This window comes from Nocardia sp. NPDC058519 (assembly GCF_042719755.1).
Classification (GTDB): Bacteria; Actinomycetota; Actinomycetes; order Mycobacteriales; family Mycobacteriaceae; genus Nocardia.
Genome location: NZ_JBHXNK010000005.1, coordinates 100,506 through 116,859, shown reverse-complemented (window position 1 = coordinate 116,859; position 16,354 = coordinate 100,506). Strand labels below are relative to the sequence as shown.

19 protein-coding genes and 1 tRNA gene are annotated in these 16,354 nt (G+C 66.5%); 11 read left to right on the top strand and 9 right to left on the bottom strand.

The annotated features are described in order from the left end of the window. Positions 1-85: 85 nt before the first annotated feature. Positions 86-1,162: a M23 family metallopeptidase gene (locus ACFWPK_RS08145; RefSeq protein WP_378913861.1), complete on the top strand. Its 1,077-nt coding sequence runs from the start codon at positions 86-88 to the stop codon at positions 1,160-1,162. 11 nt (positions 1,163-1,173) lie between these two features. On the opposite strand, the gene purD is transcribed toward ACFWPK_RS08145, so the two are convergent. Beyond that, positions 1,174-2,457 carry a phosphoribosylamine--glycine ligase gene (gene purD / locus ACFWPK_RS08140; protein WP_378913859.1) on the bottom strand — a complete coding sequence of 428 codons (1,284 nt, stop codon included), beginning with the start codon at positions 2,455-2,457 and terminating at the stop codon, positions 1,174-1,176. Positions 2,458-2,649: 192 nt separating this feature from the next. Here purD and ACFWPK_RS08135 point away from each other — a divergent pair, with 192 nt between their 5' ends. The 7 genes from ACFWPK_RS08135 (at position 2,650) to ACFWPK_RS08105 (ending at position 7,198) form a co-directional block, all read left to right on the top strand. Next, positions 2,650-3,027 carry a PH domain-containing protein gene (locus ACFWPK_RS08135; protein ID WP_378913857.1) on the top strand — a complete coding sequence of 126 codons (378 nt, stop codon included), beginning with the start codon at positions 2,650-2,652 and terminating at the stop codon, positions 3,025-3,027. Positions 3,028-3,041: 14 nt separating this feature from the next. Continuing rightward, positions 3,042-3,467: an HIT family protein gene (locus ACFWPK_RS08130; protein WP_378913856.1), complete on the top strand. Its 426-nt coding sequence runs from the start codon at positions 3,042-3,044 to the stop codon at positions 3,465-3,467. An 80-nt stretch (positions 3,468-3,547) separates the two neighbouring features. Further along, on the top strand, positions 3,548-4,069 hold the full coding sequence (locus ACFWPK_RS08125) for a DUF3558 domain-containing protein (protein ID WP_378913855.1): 522 nt from the start codon (positions 3,548-3,550) through the stop codon (positions 4,067-4,069). 29 nt (positions 4,070-4,098) lie between these two features. After that, complete coding sequence (locus ACFWPK_RS08120) at positions 4,099-4,491, top strand: hypothetical protein (RefSeq protein WP_378913854.1); 393 nt, start codon at positions 4,099-4,101, stop codon at positions 4,489-4,491. Positions 4,492-4,506: 15 nt separating this feature from the next. Then, positions 4,507-5,889 carry a hypothetical protein gene (locus tag ACFWPK_RS08115; RefSeq protein WP_378913853.1) on the top strand — a complete coding sequence of 461 codons (1,383 nt, stop codon included), beginning with the start codon at positions 4,507-4,509 and terminating at the stop codon, positions 5,887-5,889. After that, a complete protein-coding gene (locus tag ACFWPK_RS08110) occupies positions 5,886-6,641 on the top strand; it encodes an ESX secretion-associated protein EspG (protein WP_378913852.1) in 756 nt (251 codons plus the stop codon). Before ACFWPK_RS08115 ends, ACFWPK_RS08110 begins: the two co-directional genes overlap by 4 nt. A gap of 131 nt (positions 6,642-6,772) precedes the next feature. Further along, positions 6,773-7,198: a hypothetical protein gene (locus ACFWPK_RS08105; protein ID WP_378913851.1), complete on the top strand. Its 426-nt coding sequence runs from the start codon at positions 6,773-6,775 to the stop codon at positions 7,196-7,198. A gap of 4 nt (positions 7,199-7,202) precedes the next feature. Here ACFWPK_RS08105 and ACFWPK_RS08100 read toward each other — a convergent pair whose 3' ends face one another. Both ACFWPK_RS08100 and ACFWPK_RS08095 read right to left on the bottom strand, forming a co-directional pair. Beyond that, positions 7,203-8,429 (bottom strand): HipA domain-containing protein, encoded by a 1,227-nt coding sequence (locus tag ACFWPK_RS08100; RefSeq protein ID WP_378913850.1) that lies wholly within the window; start codon positions 8,427-8,429, stop codon positions 7,203-7,205. Beyond that, positions 8,426-9,052 carry a hypothetical protein gene (locus tag ACFWPK_RS08095; RefSeq protein ID WP_378913849.1) on the bottom strand — a complete coding sequence of 209 codons (627 nt, stop codon included), beginning with the start codon at positions 9,050-9,052 and terminating at the stop codon, positions 8,426-8,428. Before ACFWPK_RS08095 ends, ACFWPK_RS08100 begins: the two co-directional genes overlap by 4 nt. Before the next feature lie 259 nt (positions 9,053-9,311). Here ACFWPK_RS08095 and ACFWPK_RS08090 point away from each other — a divergent pair, with 259 nt between their 5' ends. Next, on the top strand, positions 9,312-10,313 hold the full coding sequence (locus ACFWPK_RS08090; protein ID WP_378913848.1) for a 1-aminocyclopropane-1-carboxylate deaminase/D-cysteine desulfhydrase: 1,002 nt from the start codon (positions 9,312-9,314) through the stop codon (positions 10,311-10,313). Positions 10,314-10,345: 32 nt separating this feature from the next. Here the strand turns inward: ACFWPK_RS08090 and ACFWPK_RS08085 are convergent, their stop codons facing one another. From ACFWPK_RS08085 to ACFWPK_RS08060, 6 genes are all read right to left on the bottom strand, one after another. After that, positions 10,346-11,569: an RNA polymerase sigma factor gene (locus ACFWPK_RS08085; protein WP_378913847.1), complete on the bottom strand. Its 1,224-nt coding sequence runs from the start codon at positions 11,567-11,569 to the stop codon at positions 10,346-10,348. Continuing rightward, entirely contained in the window at positions 11,566-11,913 is a 348-nt protein-coding gene (locus ACFWPK_RS08080) for a YciI family protein (protein WP_378913846.1), read from the bottom strand. The genes ACFWPK_RS08085 and ACFWPK_RS08080 overlap by 4 nt, the downstream gene beginning before the upstream one ends. Positions 11,914-12,115: 202 nt before the next feature. Then, on the bottom strand, positions 12,116-12,562 hold the full coding sequence (locus ACFWPK_RS08075) for a hypothetical protein (protein WP_378913845.1): 447 nt from the start codon (positions 12,560-12,562) through the stop codon (positions 12,116-12,118). A gap of 526 nt (positions 12,563-13,088) precedes the next feature. Then, a tRNA-Thr gene (locus tag ACFWPK_RS08070) sits at positions 13,089-13,160 on the bottom strand. 78 nt (positions 13,161-13,238) lie between these two features. Continuing rightward, on the bottom strand, positions 13,239-13,475 hold the full coding sequence (locus tag ACFWPK_RS08065) for an MbtH family protein (RefSeq protein WP_022565839.1): 237 nt from the start codon (positions 13,473-13,475) through the stop codon (positions 13,239-13,241). Between the two features lie 130 nt (positions 13,476-13,605). Then, positions 13,606-14,439, bottom strand: coding sequence for an alpha/beta fold hydrolase (locus tag ACFWPK_RS08060; protein ID WP_378913844.1), 834 nt, complete (start codon positions 14,437-14,439; stop codon positions 13,606-13,608). A 176-nt stretch (positions 14,440-14,615) separates the two neighbouring features. Here ACFWPK_RS08060 and ACFWPK_RS08055 point away from each other — a divergent pair, with 176 nt between their 5' ends. Then, on the top strand, positions 14,616-14,774 hold the full coding sequence (locus ACFWPK_RS08055) for a hypothetical protein (RefSeq protein ID WP_165610244.1): 159 nt from the start codon (positions 14,616-14,618) through the stop codon (positions 14,772-14,774). Between the two features lie 44 nt (positions 14,775-14,818). Continuing rightward, entirely contained in the window at positions 14,819-16,348 is a 1,530-nt protein-coding gene (locus ACFWPK_RS08050) for a trehalose-6-phosphate synthase (protein WP_378914050.1), read from the top strand. The last annotated feature ends 6 nt before the right edge of the window (positions 16,349-16,354 follow it).

The window sequence follows — 16,354 nt, the reverse complement described above, 5'->3', positions numbered from 1 at the left end:
TGGTCGGCACAATGGCTCCGACAGCGAAGACGCAGCCACCGACGCGACCCCTGTGGTCACGTCGGGGCCGGGGCGCGGGGGCGGAATGAAGCGGACAGGGACGAAGGCGGCGGAACCCGCCGACACCGAAACGACCAGCCCCGAGTCGACGCGTTCGGCTACCGATGCGCTTCGCCGTCCGCCTGTCAGCGTCAATGGTCGAATCCTGCAAGCGAATTGGCGCGAACAGCTGCCGTCCAAGGTCGGGGCGCGCGATCGGATGGCCGAGTGGGCCGCGCGGTATCCGCTGGTCGGTGAGATCGCGGGCGAGCTGCGCAGCGGTGAGGTGCGCAAGGTCTTCTGGCGACGGCCCAAGGCGCAGGCGGAGGGCATGTGGGCGCGGCGGCCCAGCCGTGAGCGCGTGCGTCAGGTGCTGGTCGAGCGGCGCGTACTCATCGCCGGAATGGCCGCGGTGGCGGTGTTCGTCGCTGCCGACGGGCAGTTCGGCGGCGCCGTCGACGGGCCCCCACTCGCACCGGGCGAAGCACTGCACGTGGCTATCGCCTATCCCCCGCAGCTCTTATCCAACCCCCAATCGGCGACCCGCATGCTCGCCGCGATCGACGCGGGTGAAAAGCGCCGCGAGGCACTCGTGGTCGCCGCGGCGGCCCGCGCCACCCTCGAACGTGCGAAAGCGGAGGCGGCGGCCGCGGCATCGGGTGAATGGCAGGACTGGATGGGCCAGCGCGCCCCGGTGGTCCCCGGCGCGATGGTGCCCGGATCGACCCCGTCGGTCGGCGGGTTCAGCCTGCCCGCGAAGGGTGCGTTCACGTCCGGTTTCGGCTCCCGCTGGGGCACCTTGCACCGCGGCATCGACATCGCGGGCCCCATCGGCAGCCCCATCTACGCCGTGGCCGACGGCACCGTGGTGGAAGCCGGACCGGCGCAGGGTTTCGGCCTGTGGGTCCGCATCCGGCACGACGACGGCACCATCAGCATCTACGGCCACATGTACGACTTCTTCGTTTCCCAGGGCGAGCGCGTCCCCGCCGGAATGCAGATCGCGCGCATCGGCAATCGCGGCGATTCCACCGGCCCGCACCTGCATTTCGAAATCGTCCAGAACGGTCAGCATGTGGATCCGCAGGCCTGGCTCGCGATGCACGGCCTGCGGCTCAACTGATCGTCCGCGAATTACCCCACGACGCTGTTGCGTTCCGGAACAACAACTTCGGTCGCGCCGATGTCGGTCCGGAAATGGCTGCCGGGAAGTTTGATTCCCGCGAGTCGTGCGTAGGCCCGCTCCCGCGCCTGAGCGAGATCCGCACCGACACCGACCACGTTCAGCACGCGCCCGCCCGCCGACACCAGCGCCTTGTCCTCGCGCTGATCCGTACCGGCGTGCAGCACCAGGGTCTCGCCCTCCAGCGCGCCGTCATCGGCACCGGTGATCACATCGCCGGTGCGCGGGCGCGCCGGGTAGTTCTCGGCGGCGAGCACGACGGTGATCGCGGAACCGTCCTTCCAGCGCGGGGCGTCGACCTCGGCGAGGCGCCCGGTCGCGGTGGCGTGCAGGAGTTCGGCGAACGGGCTGTCGAGCAGCGCGAGCACCGCCTGGGTCTCGGGATCGCCGAAACGGCAATTGAATTCGACGACCGCGGGGCCGTTCGTGCCGATCGCCAGACCCGCGTACAGCAGGCCGGAGAACGAACTGCCGCGCGCGACGAGCTCGGCCGCGACCGGCTTCACCACGTTGTCGATGATCTCGGTGAGCGTCTCGTCCGGCAGCCACGGCAGCGGCGTGTAGGCGCCCATGCCGCCGGTGTTCGGGCCGGAATCACCGTCGCCGACTCGCTTGTGGTCCTGCGCGGGCAGCAGCGGAACCACGGTTTCGCCGTCGACCAGGCAGAACAGCGACACCTCAGGGCCGTCGAGGAACGACTCCAGCAGCACCGGATGGCCCTGCTCGAGCAGCTCGGCGCCGTGGTCGCGGGCCGCGCGGCGGTCGGTGGTCACCACCACGCCCTTGCCTGCGGCGAGCCCGTCGTCCTTGACCACCCAGGTCGGGCCGAAGCGGTCCAGCGCGGCGTCCAGCTCGGCCGGGCTGTCGACGATCTCGCTGTGCGCGGTCCGCACCCCGGCCACCGCCATCACATCTTTCGCGAACGCCTTGGACCCTTCGATGCGTGCCGCGTCGGCCGACGGGCCGAACACCGGGAACCCGGCCGCGCGCACGACGTCGGCGACGCCGAGCACCAGCGGCACCTCGGGACCGATCACCACCAGGTCGGCGGCCACTTCGGCGGCCAGCGCGGCGACGTCTTCGGCGGCGCAGGGATCGACCGGGCGCAGCTCGGCGTGCTGGCCGATGCCGGGGTTGCCAGGGGCCGCGATCACCGCCGTCACGGACGGATCCCGGCGCAGCGCCAGGACGAGGGCATGTTCACGGGCTCCGGAACCGATGACGAGTACGCGCACGGCCCCTAGATTAGTCGCGCCGTCGTAGGTCGCCGCGCTAGGGCCGACCGCACTGATCGTCCCCATGGTCGACTTTTCGGCCGACCGGCGAACTGGTGAACGCACGGCGCAGCATCTCGCGGCCCGGCTTCGCTTGCGCCACAATGAAACCAGGTGTGGCGCGGGAGCCGCCGCCGAAACGGGGAGAACATCATGGGCCTGCTCGACGGGATGATGGGCAATGCCGGTCGCATAGATCCGGCCGCCGCCCAGCAGGAATACGCGAAGCTGTTCGGGCAGGGCGAGCAGGTGTATGCCGCGTTCATCCTGGTCCGCGACGCGATGCTGTTCACCAACCGCCGCCTGATCATGGTCGACAAACAGGGTGTCACCGGCCGCAAGGTCAGCTACCACAGCATCCCCTACCGCTCGATCAGCCACTTCGCCGTCGAAACCGCGGGCACCTTCGACCTCGACGCCGAGCTCTACATCTGGATCGGCAGCGGCGGCGAGCCGGTCAAGCAGCGATTCAACCGTCAGGTCGACATCTACGAGGTGCAGGGCATCCTGTCGCATTTCGTGTCGATCTAGCTACGCTCACCGGTATGGCATCCGTCTTCAGCGCGATCATCGCAGGTCAGATCCCCGGCCGCTTCGTCTGGGAGGACGACGAATTCGTCGCCTTCCTCACCATCGGCCCCGTCACCCAGGGCCACACCCTCGTCGTCCCGCGCGCGGAGATCGACCAGTGGCAAGACGTGGATCCCGCCGTGATCGCCAGGATGATGGGCCTTGCCCAGAAGATCGGCCAGGCCGTCCGCGTCGCCTTCGACGCCCCTCGCGCCGGCCTGCTCATCGCCGGCCTCGAGGTCCCCCACCTGCACACTCACGTCTTCCCCGCCTACACGATGGGCGACTTCGACATCTCGGGCGCGAACACCGACCCCACCCCCGAATCCCTCGACGAGGCCCAAACCAAGATCAAGGCCGCCCTGCGCGACCTCGGCCACGGAGCCAACGTCCCAGCCTGATTTTGCCCTGGATGGAACCGAAACGACCGGTCTCGCGTCTAAGACATCGAGTGGTTGTTGTGCGCGAAAGAGGAGAGACGATGCGACTGGTTGGCTTTGCCGCCGGAGTGTGCGCTGTAGTGGCGCTCGCCGGATGTTCCAAGGCGGTCGATGGGCAGCCTGAGGCCAGCGGGGCTCCGCTGACCAAGGAGCAGTTGTTCGACCCGTGTGCTGTATCGGACAGCGTGTTGCAGGCGGCGGGGGCCGATCCTGCAAAGAAGGACGACAATCCGTTCTCAGTGCCACGTGCAGAGTGGAAGGGGTGCAACTGGCTCGCGGGCGACTTCTTCCTCTCGTTCTACTCGACCACTTACACCATGCAGAAATTCCAAGAAAACACCCACCTACACGACTTCAAAGATGTCACGGTAGGAGGAAGAGCCGCCAAGCAGTATCTCATCGGCGACCGTTCGCCCGCCGAAGAATGTGGGATCGTATTCGAATCCAGCCAGGGCAGGATCACGCTACAGGCCAATAAGGCATCGAGCAGCAAGTCAACGACTGACCCCTGCACTGTTGTAAATGATGCAGCGCCGCACTTTGTTGAAATCATTCCGAAGTAACGACTGCAGACACGAAAGAGATTGCAGCGATGGCAGATACGAACGAAACCGCGAAGGAATTCCAGCGACTGGCAGGGGAGGCGGCCGCGGGAACGCTGATAATCGAGTACGACGCAGCTGAACGGTGCGCGAAGTGGTGCGATGACTACAGCGCCGAACTCACCTCACTTAGCCAGCGCGCAAAGGCCATGGTATTCGCTGAATCCTTCGGAGACCTGAGGTCGGCGACAACACTCGGCGAAAAATTCGCAAACCTTGCGCAGGGCGGCCCTGGATCCGGCTCCTACACGGACGCCATCACCAAGCATCAAGAAGTCCTCGCCGCCATGGCTGACATGTACCGCAAAGCCGGCGCCGCGTACAAGGCCTGCGACGAAGCCACCCAGCTTGCCGTAAAGCAGCAGACCAACAAGCTCGATTGATTTCAGGGGGATAATATGTCGTTTGGAGAATTCTTTTCCGGTATTTCCAATACAAGCACCTTCTTGCCCACGATCGCAAATCGTGTAGGTTCACTGTTCGACAATGACATTGCGCCGACGCAGTCAGAATTGGATGCACAATCGGACGGCAATAAAGAGCGTGCACAAATCTATGGCGACAACAAGGCGCTTGCATCCGGCTTCTCCGGCGAATATGCCTCTCAAGTTTTTCCGGCAGCGATGGAGTCATTCGTCGACATGGAGCATTCGCGCATCATGAAGTTTGCCGAATCGATAAACATCGGACAGATGACCACGAGCATTGACGGTTGGACAGCCCTCGCGGATAACACGAGAGATAAGGCAAAGCTGTTCCGCGATAATATCCAGAAAGAAATGGAACGCGGCTGGGCAGGTTCTGCCGCAAATTCTGCCCTGTCGAGCACCAATAGCTACCTCACCGAAATCAACAAGGTCGAGCAGGCCGCGCGGTTGATCGGCAACAAAATGGCCGAAGCTCGTTCCGGCTTCCAGCAAGTGAAGTACTCAGTGCCCCATGAGTCCGACAAACAGAGCAGCACGGTAGCGGGAATAGTCGTTTCCGCGCTCTCCAACGTGGTCGCGCCCGGACTCGGGTCCACAACCACCTTGGTCATGGACAGCACCAGCGCAGGCCGCGCCGACGCCGCCGAGGCAGCCGCCCGCCAGGTGATGACGACCGTCTACAAGCCGGTCGCCGAACAGTCCGACACTCAGGTCCCGAAGGTCCCCACGCCGGCGAAACCTCAGTCCGACCAGCCGCAGGGCAAACCCACCACGGAAAAGCCGGGCACCAACACCGACAAAGGCACGACCACCGACAAGGGCACCACCACCGACCCGGGCGACGACACCACTCCCACCACCACGGAGCCGGAAACCCCCACCACCGACGACCCCGGCGAAGACGACACCACCGGCGACGACACGACCGGCGACGAGACCACCGCCGCCACGACAACCCCCGAAACCCCCACCACCACGACCCCTGCAGGCACCACCCCGGGCACCACCCCGGCGGGTACCTCCCCTGGCGGCCTCGGCTCCGGCGGCGGAGCGGGCGGCGGAGCGGGCGGTGGCGCGGGCGCAGGCGCGGGTGCGGGCACCCCCGGCGCGGCAGTCCCCGGCACGGCCGGGCAGAAGCAGGGCGCAGGTGCGGGCGCGGGCGCGGGTTCCGGCGCGTCGTCGGGCCGCTCGGGCATGTCCGGGATGGGTGGAATGGGCGCTCCCGGCGCACGCGGCGGCGGCAAGGACGAGGAGAACGAGCACCAGGCCCCCGACTACCTGCGCGGTGTCCACGAAGAACTGCTCGGCCCCGAACGCCTGCACGTCCCGCCGGTGATCGGTGGCGACGCATGACCGACACCTGGGAGCTGACCCCGTTCGAATTCTGGGTCGCCTGGGAAACGCTCGGCCGCGACCGCATGCCCTGGCCCCTCACCTTCACCGCAGGCGTCGAAACCCAGGTCGAATTCGACCTGGAGTGCCGTCGTGCCGCGGATGCGCTGATCGCCAAGATGGGCACCGACGAATCGCTCTACCACGCCCTACACGCCCTGGCGCACCCCGAAATCCGCATCGAACTGTTCGGCCACCGGCTGGACGGCCGTACCCGCATGGTCCGCGCCTGCGCCACCACCGAGGCAGGCAACGGCGCGATCGCCGCCCAGCTCCCCGGCCCCGAATACGGCCAGGGCGGCAACATCCTGATCTCCCTACGCCCGGCCCACGCGATCACCACCCGCCTGCTGGCCATCCTCCCGAAAACCCCCGCGGGCACCACCGGCGGCTTCAACGTCCACCGCGACGACTTCGCCAACACCCCCGACCCCTACGCCCGCCACCGCACCCCCGCCGAACAAGCCCTCAAATTCCTCAAACGCCCCTTCACCACCTACGCGGAATTCCGTGTAGCCACCGGCCCCGCTCTCGACGGCTGGCAAGAAGGCGGCACCACCCTCCAACTGGTCGACTACACCAACGACGGCCGCTACCTCATCCAAGAAGGCGAACGCATCGAAGTAACCCCCACCACCCCCGACAAAATAGAAGCCCACCTCCAACGCCTGATCGACCAAGCCACGGCCACCACCCGCCAGTCGGCCTGGTAGCCCACAACACTGACGGAACCACGCAGGGAATCGTGTACAGCCCGGGGTGTCTGCACACGATTCCCTTGTTCTTTCGCCCAGGAAACGATGTACTGAGCTCCAGTTCGTTCCTATCGGAAGGGGTTTCGCAGATGCGTTCGACCATCGGGCTCACCGCCATCGTCGCGATTTCGCTACTCGGCACCGGAACAGCGTCGGCGGAGGTGCGGGAGGCGAAGATCCAGTGCCTCGGTTCGAACGCCAACTTCCACCTGTACCCGTTCTATCTGTCCCTCGTGGCGACCTCGTCGGACGACCGCCCCGGCACCATCTCGATCCAGCCGCGCGGAGATTCGGCCTTCGGCCCCTTCGGCTACCACGCGACCGTCAACTGGACCAACCTCGACACCGGCGAATCCGGCGTCGCCGCCCAGCACGGCTCCGTCAGCGGCGACATGCCCAGCTTCGACGTCCACACCGGCTGGGGCACAGTCCGCCTGACCGGCGCCGTCGGCACCTCCGGCCTGTCCGCGGGCCAGACCATGCAGTGCTCCGGCACAGACCTATTCGTGCCGTAGCGACCTATTCGTGCCGTAGCACCGAGCGGCCGGGCGCCGCGATAGACGCGATGTTCTTGCCGATCAGTTCGCGGCTCCGAGCGATCTCATCAACAGCCGATCCCACCTCGACAGCGTCGACCGCTTCCTGAAGGGAATGGGCCAGCGATGTCACCAGTTCGACTACCCGATCTTCGACCAGACCCGATGTCCGGGCGAGTTTGCGCCAGTGCGGCAGCCTGACTTCCGCGGCACGCCGCGCCCCGCCGATACCCATCGCCAGCTTCTGATCGAACTGCGGGTACAACCCCACCGGTACGACGTCGTACATCGGCGAGAGGACAACTTCGTCCGGCCGGAGCAGCAGGGAGTAGTTCTTGGCATGTGCGTCGGCATTGCCCAGAAAAGTGTTGACCGCGAGTTGTCGTACGAAGGCATAAGCGATCTCGGTGCCGACCTGTTCACGAAGCAACCGAATGACCTGCTGCGCCGAGACGTCGTACTTCTGAGCAGGCCCCTTGCCCATCGCCTGGGCGATATCCTCGGCATGAAGTCGCGCCGCGACCTGCCCGGTCCGCACTCGGTCGAATCGCTCGACCAAGTAGGCACTCTGGTCAAGTACCCGCATCACCTGTGCCTGCGGTGCTCCGGCGCCGACTTTCGATGCCAACCCGAGAGCCATCGCTTCTACGTCTTCCAGTCCGGATAGCCCTGGCCGTGCGGGTTTGACAATGTGCGTAGAGGGCACCGTCGCATTCGACCAGTACCACTCACCGCCGATATCGGCGAGCGCGAACTTTCCCTGTGTGCCTGCCAGCGAGAACCGCGCGGGGGATGCCGCGCCTACCCACTGATCCGGGGAGCGCTTCAGCGCGGCGATACGTGCGGCCACATCCTCGTCGCCGGCCGGATCGAGCAGCAACGGCCCTACGTCGGGCGGTCCTTCCTCTGCGGTCAGCACCAGCCCGCCTGCGACGTCGCCGCCGGCCTGGCTCAACAAATCGAAGGTGTCGACCGACGCGACTCTGTACACCGACGCCATCTGGTATCGCGCCGCGGCATTGTCCGGCAGCAGGTTGTCCAGAAAGTTCGCCGCGGCACGCCGGGTCGCACCACCCGTGCGTGGCAGCGACAGCGAGATCGGCGTGATGGGCGCGCTCTCGCTGTAGTCGAAACGAACGTGTCCGGATGGCCCACGCGTGAATGTTCCCGCGTGGTAACCCTCCAACCACGCATGGAGGACCTCGGTCATCGCAGATCCATCGCCGGCAACGCGGTGGGTTCGACGCCTAACGCCCGCAACACCTTTCGCAGACCGATGAGATCGCCTACCGATTCGGCCCGCTCGATGGCCACCACCAGAGCGCGATCCACCCCGGCGCGCTCGGCAAGGTCACTGCGCGCCAGGCCCTGGATGGCCCGTTCGTCGCGAACCACCCGAGCCAGTGTCGACGGATTTCGCAAATACTCCTGACGGGGCCGGTGAAGCACCTCCCAGACCCGCGCTTTGTTCCCTGCGATGGCGTGCACGACCAGATTGGACCCGCCGTCCAACTGTGTCGGTGGGCGCCCGGCCCACCAATCGACCAATAGTTCGGCCGGATCATCCACCGTGCGCAACAACCTCAGTCGCTCGGCCGTGCGGGCACGCGCCTGGCCGGTCAATTCGCCCAATGATCTGGCGTGCAGCGCGCGCACAAGCGCGCGCTGCGATGCTTCCGACAACGGCCGCCGCGCCGCCCGCCGAACCGGACGAGGCGCATCCACCACCCAACGGCCGCCCACTTTGCGAGCCGGCACAGCACCTGCCCGGGCCAGCGCGCGTACACGCCGAGGTGACACCCCAGCAAGCTCCGCATAGTCGGCCACATTCATGACACAAGTATACCGATTCGGTTCTCCATATGCCGGACGGAAGACCCGGCAGTTCTACACCAGCAGCAGCGGCGGCCGCGAGCTGGATGGCCTCGATGCCGATGGCCGCGCGCAGCAGCTGCTCGCGGCGCCGCTCACCCTTCGCATATCGCTTCTCTGGTTACGGTAGGCAGCACCGACTCCGAGGAGGAAACGTGGCCGACGCCCCGACCTGGACCAACTACATCGAGCGAGTCCTCGGACCGGCCGGCGGCAGCCGATGAACACTCCGCTTCTGCACCAACGCTTTCCACGCCTGCGCGAAACCCTGCCGCATATCGGACTGAGCTCCGGCCCGACACCGGTCCGCCGACTCGATGCGCTGCCCGCCGGTGGCGCGCCGGTCTGGCTCAAAGACGACTGCGCATTCGGTGACGGCGGGTGGGGTGGCAACAAGGTCCGCAAGCTGGAATGGATTCTCCCCGAGGCACACCGGCGCGGCTCCCGGACCATCCTGACCGTCGGCGGGTTGGGTACGAACTGGGGCCTGGCCGTCGCCCTGTACGCACGCGACCACGGACTCGGTACCGCTCTCGCCCTCGTCGACCAGCCCGTGGACGAGCACGTCCGTGCGCAACTGAGCCGACTCGAGAACAGCGGCGCCACACTGCATTTCACGCACTCGAAGACGCGGACCATCCTCACCGCGCCGATCCTGCTTGCCCGGCACACCAGCGGGGGGCATCTGCCCTACTACCTGCCGCCCGGCGGATCCTCGCCGATCGGTGTCCTCGGATACGTCGAGGCCGCGCTCGAACTGGCCGGACAAGTACACCGCGGCGAGCTACCCGAGCCCACCCACCTCGTGACCGCCGTCGGATCCGGTGGCACGATCGCGGGGCTGCAGCTCGGTTTGCGGATGGCAGGCTTGACGACCCGAGCAGTGGGTGTCGTAGTCAACGACACGCTGCGGTTGGACCCGGCGACGATCACCCGGCTCGCCCGCCGTACCGCGCGACTGCTGCGTAAACGAGGCGCGGATCTTTCCGATCTCGAACCGCGAGTCGAGGACATCGACATCGTCACCGACTGGCTGGGCAGCGGCTACGGCCACCCGACGCCGGAAGGCGAACGCGCCCGAACCTTGTCAGCCGACCGCGAGCACGTGCACCTCGAACCCGTCTACACCGCCAAGGCCATGGCGGCGCTGCTGGCGATGAACGAGCAGGGCACATTCGGCGACGGCCCTGTCCTCTACCTCAACACGAACGGACCGCGATAACCGAGCGAGTCCATGCCGAAGACACGGCAGTTCTACACGAGATGCTCGCGCCTCCTGGTCAGGTAGGCGCGTTCCGCCGGGTTCTGCGTGGCGGCGATCGCGGCGTCGTAGGCGGATCTCGCCTCGGCGCCGCGTCCCAACCTGCGGAGCAGATCGGCGCGGGCGGCGTGCCAGGCGTGGTAGCCGTCGAGCGGCAGGGAATCTATTTGTGCCAGGGCCACATTGGGGCCATCGAGTTCAGCGATGGCGACGGCTCGGTTGAGGGCGACTATCGGGGTCGGGGTTACGGCGTAGAGCTGGTCGTAGAGGGCGACGATCTGGTGCCAGTCGGTATCGCGCGCGTCCGCCGCGTCGGTGTGGACCGCGTTGATCGCCGCCATGAGCTGATAGCGACCGGGACGATCCCCGCCTGCCGCGACCCGGCGCAGGCATTCGCGGACCAGCGCGTGCCCCTCGGCGATGCGGGCACGGTCCCAGCCGCCGCGGTCCTGCTCGTCGAGCGTCACCAGCTCGCCGCCCGCGAAACGCGCCGCACTGCGCGCGTCGATGAGCAACATGAGCGCGAGCAACCCGGCAACCTCGCCGTCATCGGGCAGCAGATCTCGCATGATGCGCCCGAGCCGAATCGCCTCCGCCATCAAGTCGGCCCGAATCGATTGCGCGCCAGCAAGATACCCCTCGTTGAAGACGAGGTAGACCACGGCCAGCACACCGCCGAGCCGATCGGTGACGTCATCGCGATCGGGCACGCGGAACGGGATGTGCGCGGCTTTGATCTTGGCCTTGGCGCGGGTGATGCGTTGCGCCATGGTCGTTTCGGCAACGAGAAACGCACGAGCGATCTCGCCGACCGTGAGCCCGCCGAGCAGGCGCAGTGTCAGCGCGACTCGCGCCTCCGGCGCCAATGCCGGATGACAACTTGTGAATACGAGCCGGAGACGGTCGTCGTTGACCGGTCCGGTCGGTTCGTGCGGTGTGTGATCGTCGATGATCATGGCTGCCTGATGTTTCGCGTCGCGCAGTGATTCCCGGCGGATCCGGTCGATCGCGCGGTTGCCCGCGGTCTTCGTCAGCCAGCCGCCCGGGTTGGGCGGAATGCCGTCGACCGGCCACCGTTCGACAGCCGTGAGCAGGGCCTCGCCCGCGGCGTCCTCGGCGATGTCGAGATCGCCGAAACGTCGGGCGAGCGAGGCGACCACCCGGCCGTACTCCTCGCGATAGATCCGATCGATCCGCGCGCGAGTGTCGTCGCTCATGCGCCGTCGAACGTCCTGATCTCGATCTTCTGCTCGCAGACCTTCGACGCCCTCGCGGCGATCTTCAGCGCGGCATCGAGGTCGGGCGCCTGCACGACCCAGAACCCGCCGAGGCATTCCTTGGTCTCGGCATACGGCCCGTCGGTGACGACCACATCTGCGCCGGTGTTGTCGACCGTGGTCGCCTCGTCGACCCGCCCGAGCCCACCCGCGAACACCCACGCCCCTTCTGCCTTGAGCTCGTCGTTGAACCTCCCCGTCGCGTCGTACTGCGGCTGCGCTTCCTCCTGCGGAATGTCGTAAACGCTCGGGTCGACAACAACGGAAAGCAGGTACTGCGTCATGGCGATTTCCCTTCGTCGGTGGCCGCCGATCGGCTGCCTCTACCCACACCACGAACGACCGAGCACGAATACGACAGCTCAGCCGAGATCGCACTCGAATCTCGTCTCGATGGACATACCCGAGCGGGCGGCATGAGAACCGACGCCGTGGGAGGGCGCGCGTGACGCCGGGCCCTGACGTCACGCGCGCCCGGTGTGCGAACTACGCGGCGTACTCCGCGTGACACTGACCCGTGGTGACGCTCTGGCCCAACTGGTTGGACGTGCCGAAGACGAACGCGATCCGGCCGGGCTCGGTCCGCACTTCGGGAATCGACAGCACCGTACGGTGGCCCTGTACCCAGGTCTTGGTATCGCCGTTGCCGCTGCGGCCGGTGTCGATGTTCGCCCAGCTCGCGGTGAACGTCTGGTCGTAACCGCCCTCGGAGTTGGCGTCGGTGACGAGGGTCAGGCCGAGCGAACCGTTGGAGTTGCGCGTGACCTGGACCTCGCTGAGACCGCTGACCTCGAAGTTGTCAGGGGTTGGGTAAGTCATCGAGCACAGCGGCTGGGGCCCTGGTGCCGGCTGCGCGGCAGCCATGGGGGCGACGCCGACAACAGCGCCTGCCAGGCAGGCCGCTGCGACCATGCCGATCGAACCGGTGCGCATACGTGAGAAATTCAAAGTCTTCCTACCGATCATGTGCGAACTGGACAGGGCCGACCGAGCGAAAGTCGCTTCCGGAGAACAGCATTCCCTCGCCCGGGCGGGTGATCGCGGAGGTGCGAGCACCCCACACCGAAAGAATCTTCGCGTAACTAACTTTCGTTAACCTCGGACACGCCGTAGGTTCGCGACCGACACGGCGGACAGGCGCGATTCAGTGCATAATCGAACGTATGTGCGAATCGATTCGTCTCTATCTGCGCAACGGGCGCTGGACGGAACCGGCTCCCCGCTTCTGCCCGAACGGGCACCGGCTCGGGGCAGGGCGGTCGCTCGTGAGCGTGATGCCGTGCGTCCGGATCGGCGGGCATCACCGAACCCACACGTGCCTCGCATGCAACGCGACGATCTACAGTCCGCCGATCCACACCGACTGCGATCACTGACGTCGGCCGGCGCGGGCACCTCCGGCTGAGGTGACGAAACGCAAAAAGGACCCGACCTGCTTTCACAGGTCAGGTCCTCTTCGAGCCCCCTGTCAGGATTGAACTGACGACCTTCGCTTTACAAGAGCGGTGCTCTACCACTGAGCTAAGGAGGCGGGTTGTGCGCGATCATCATAGCCGCGCACGCCAACCGCGTGACACCGGATCGGGTGTCACGCGGTAGCGAAGGGAGATCAGGACTGGGCGCGGGCTGCGTCGTCGGCGGCCATCGCGTCACGCAGGCTCTTGGGCCGCATGTCGGTCCAGTTCTTCTCGACGTACTCGACGCACGCTGCCCGGCTTTCTTCGCCGAACACGACACGCCAGCCCGCCGGGACCTCCGCGAACGCGGGCCACAGGGAGTGCTGCTCTTCATCGTTGACCAGAACGAAGAAGCGGCCGTCCTCGTCGTCGAAGGGGTTGGTGCTCATTTCACCTCACTGGATACTGGCGCTGTGTACAGGATCACTGCGCGGCCGCGAAGCCACGAGCGTTGTGTCGACCCTAGCAAGGCATACGTTACTGGTAGGGAGTTACCCGATGCTGCCCCGGTCAGGGCTTTCAGGCAGCGAAGAAGTCGAGCAGGATCTTGTTGACCGCCTCCGGACGCTCCAGGTAGCCGTAGTGACCCGTATCCGGGACCTCCTGGTAGCGAGCGCCGGGAATGGCCTCGGCCACCTCACGCGACAGGTACGGCGGAATCATCCGATCATCGGCGAACCCAATTGCCAAGCAGGGCACCGTAATCGAACGATAGGCGGCGACCCGATCGAACTCGTGGTCCATGGCCCGCTGCGCCCGGATACCGGGCGAGGGGGTCCCCACGGTGAACTCGAACAGGTCGAGCCAGTCGCGCGCCGCGTTGGTGTCGGCCATCGTCGCCGGTGACAGATTCATCACCGCGCTCAACGCCGCCTCGAACTTCGCCGGCAGCCGCACCGCCGAGGCATCGAGGTCCTGCTCGCCGGCCGACAGCGTCTTCTGGAACTGATCCAGCCTGCCGTGACCGGCCATGAACACGGCCTTGCGAACCAGATCGGGCCGGGCAAGCGCCAGCTCCTGCGCCACCCGCGCGCCCATCGACGTCCCCGCGATCAGCGCGGGACCCTCGCCGAGGAACTCGATCAGCGCGGCGGTGTCGGCGACCAGCTCCTCGATCCGCATTCCGCTCGCGGCTTCGAAAGATGGCGCGATCCCACGATTGTCGAACACGCAGACCCGATAACCCGCCGCGACCAGCGCGGGAACCTGGTGCAGGTCCCACACCCGGCCCGGCGAGCCGGTCCCCATGATCAAAACCACCAGCGGACCACCGCCCTTGACGTCGGTGCCCTTGGTACGGTCGCCCTTGACCTGATAATTCAGTGCGATGCCGTTCACCGTGGCCAGTGGCATGAAACAAACCTCTCTGCGGGGGTTGATCGTGTACTACCAACACGGTAACGGGACCGCCACGACACGGCACCGGGGCGGGGTGTTGCGCGTCGCTACTTCATCGGCCGTGTGCCGGCGCCCGATAGTATTGGTCACTCGCAGGTAGAGCGCAGGGAAACCGGGAGGACGAACCCATTATGGCCGCGAAGAGCACCGCCAACGACATCGCCGACGACGAGCTCGAGCCGCTTGCCGACGAAACCGCCCGCCAGGCACAGAAGGTCGTCGCGGCACACGCCGAAGACGCCGACGAGTGCCGCATGCTGCTGTCCATGCTCGGCATCGCTCCCGCCTGACACAGCGCACCCCTGCGACGCATAAGGATGCGTGAGTGGACCAAATGATCGATCAACCGTCCAACGACCGTCCGTCCGAAAACAGCGAAACCCTCGCGCCTTCCGGTGCGGGTTCGGGATTCGTTGTCGTCGCCAACCGGCTGCCGGTCGACCTCGAACGCCTGCCCGACGGCACCACCAGGTGGAAGCGCAGCCCCGGTGGGCTGGTGACCGCGCTGGAACCGGTGCTGCGCAGCAACAAGGGCGCCTGGGTCGGCTGGGCCGGTGTGCCCGATGTCGAGGTCGAACCGATCATCGAAGACGGGCTCGAGCTGTATCCGGTGCCGCTCACGGCGCAGGAGGTGGAGGACTACTACGAGGGGTTCTCCAACGGCACGCTGTGGCCGCTGTATCACGACGTGATCGTGCGCCCGGTGTACGACCGGGCCTGGTGGGCAGCCTATGTCGAGGTCAACCGGCGTTTCGCCGAGGAGACCGCGAAGGTGGCCGCCGAGGGCGCGACGGTCTGGGTGCAGGACTACCAGCTCCAGCTGGTGCCCAAGATGCTGCGCATGCTGCGCCCCGACCTGACCATCGGTTTCTTCCTGCACATCCCGTTCCCGCCGGTCGAGCTGTTCATGCAGATGCCGTGGCGCACCGAGATCGTCGAGGGCCTGCTCGGCGCCGACCTGATCGGTTTCCACCTGCCCGGCGGCGCGCAGAACTTCCTCTACCTGGCCCGCAGACTGGCCGGTCAGCCCACCTCGCGTGGCACCATCGGGGTTCGCTCGAAGCTCGGTGTCGTGCAGGTCGGTTTCCGCACGGTCCGCGTCGGCGCGTTCCCCATCTCGATCGATTCCGCCGAACTCGACGAGTCCTCCCGGCGTCGTTCGGTGCGCGAGCGGGCCGCGAAAATCCGTGCCGAGCTGGGCAATCCCAAGAACATCATGCTCGGCGTCGACCGCCTCGACTACACCAAGGGCATCGACATCCGGCTCAACGCGCTGCAGGAACTGCTCGAAGAGGGCCGCATCGACCCGACCGAGACGGTGATGGTGCAGCTGGCCACCCCCAGCCGCGAACGCGTGCAGAGCTACATCAAGATGCGCGGCGACATCGAACGCCAGGTGGGCCGGATCAACGGCGAATTCGCCCGCGTGGGCTACCCGGTCGTGCACTACCTGCACCGCCCGATCCCCCGCGACGAGCTGATCGCCTTCTTCATCGCCGCCGACGCCATGCTGGTGACGCCCCTGCGCGACGGCATGAACCTGGTCGCGAAGGAGTACGTGGCCTGCCACAGCGACCTCAACGGCGCCCTGGTGCTGAGCGAGTTCACCGGTGCCGCGGCCGAGCTGCGCCAGTCCTACCTGTGCAACCCGCACGACCTGGACAGCGTGAAGGACGCGATCATCGGCGCACTCGACGACGATCGCGACACCAAGCGCCGCCGGATGCGGTCCCTGCGCCGTCAGGTGCTCACCCACGATGTCGAACGCTGGGCGCGCGCCTTCCTCGACGCGCTGTCACACGGCAATATCGCCGGTTCGGCCCTGATGAGCGACGAGCAGACCTTCCCCGCCGACCAGCGCTGAACCACA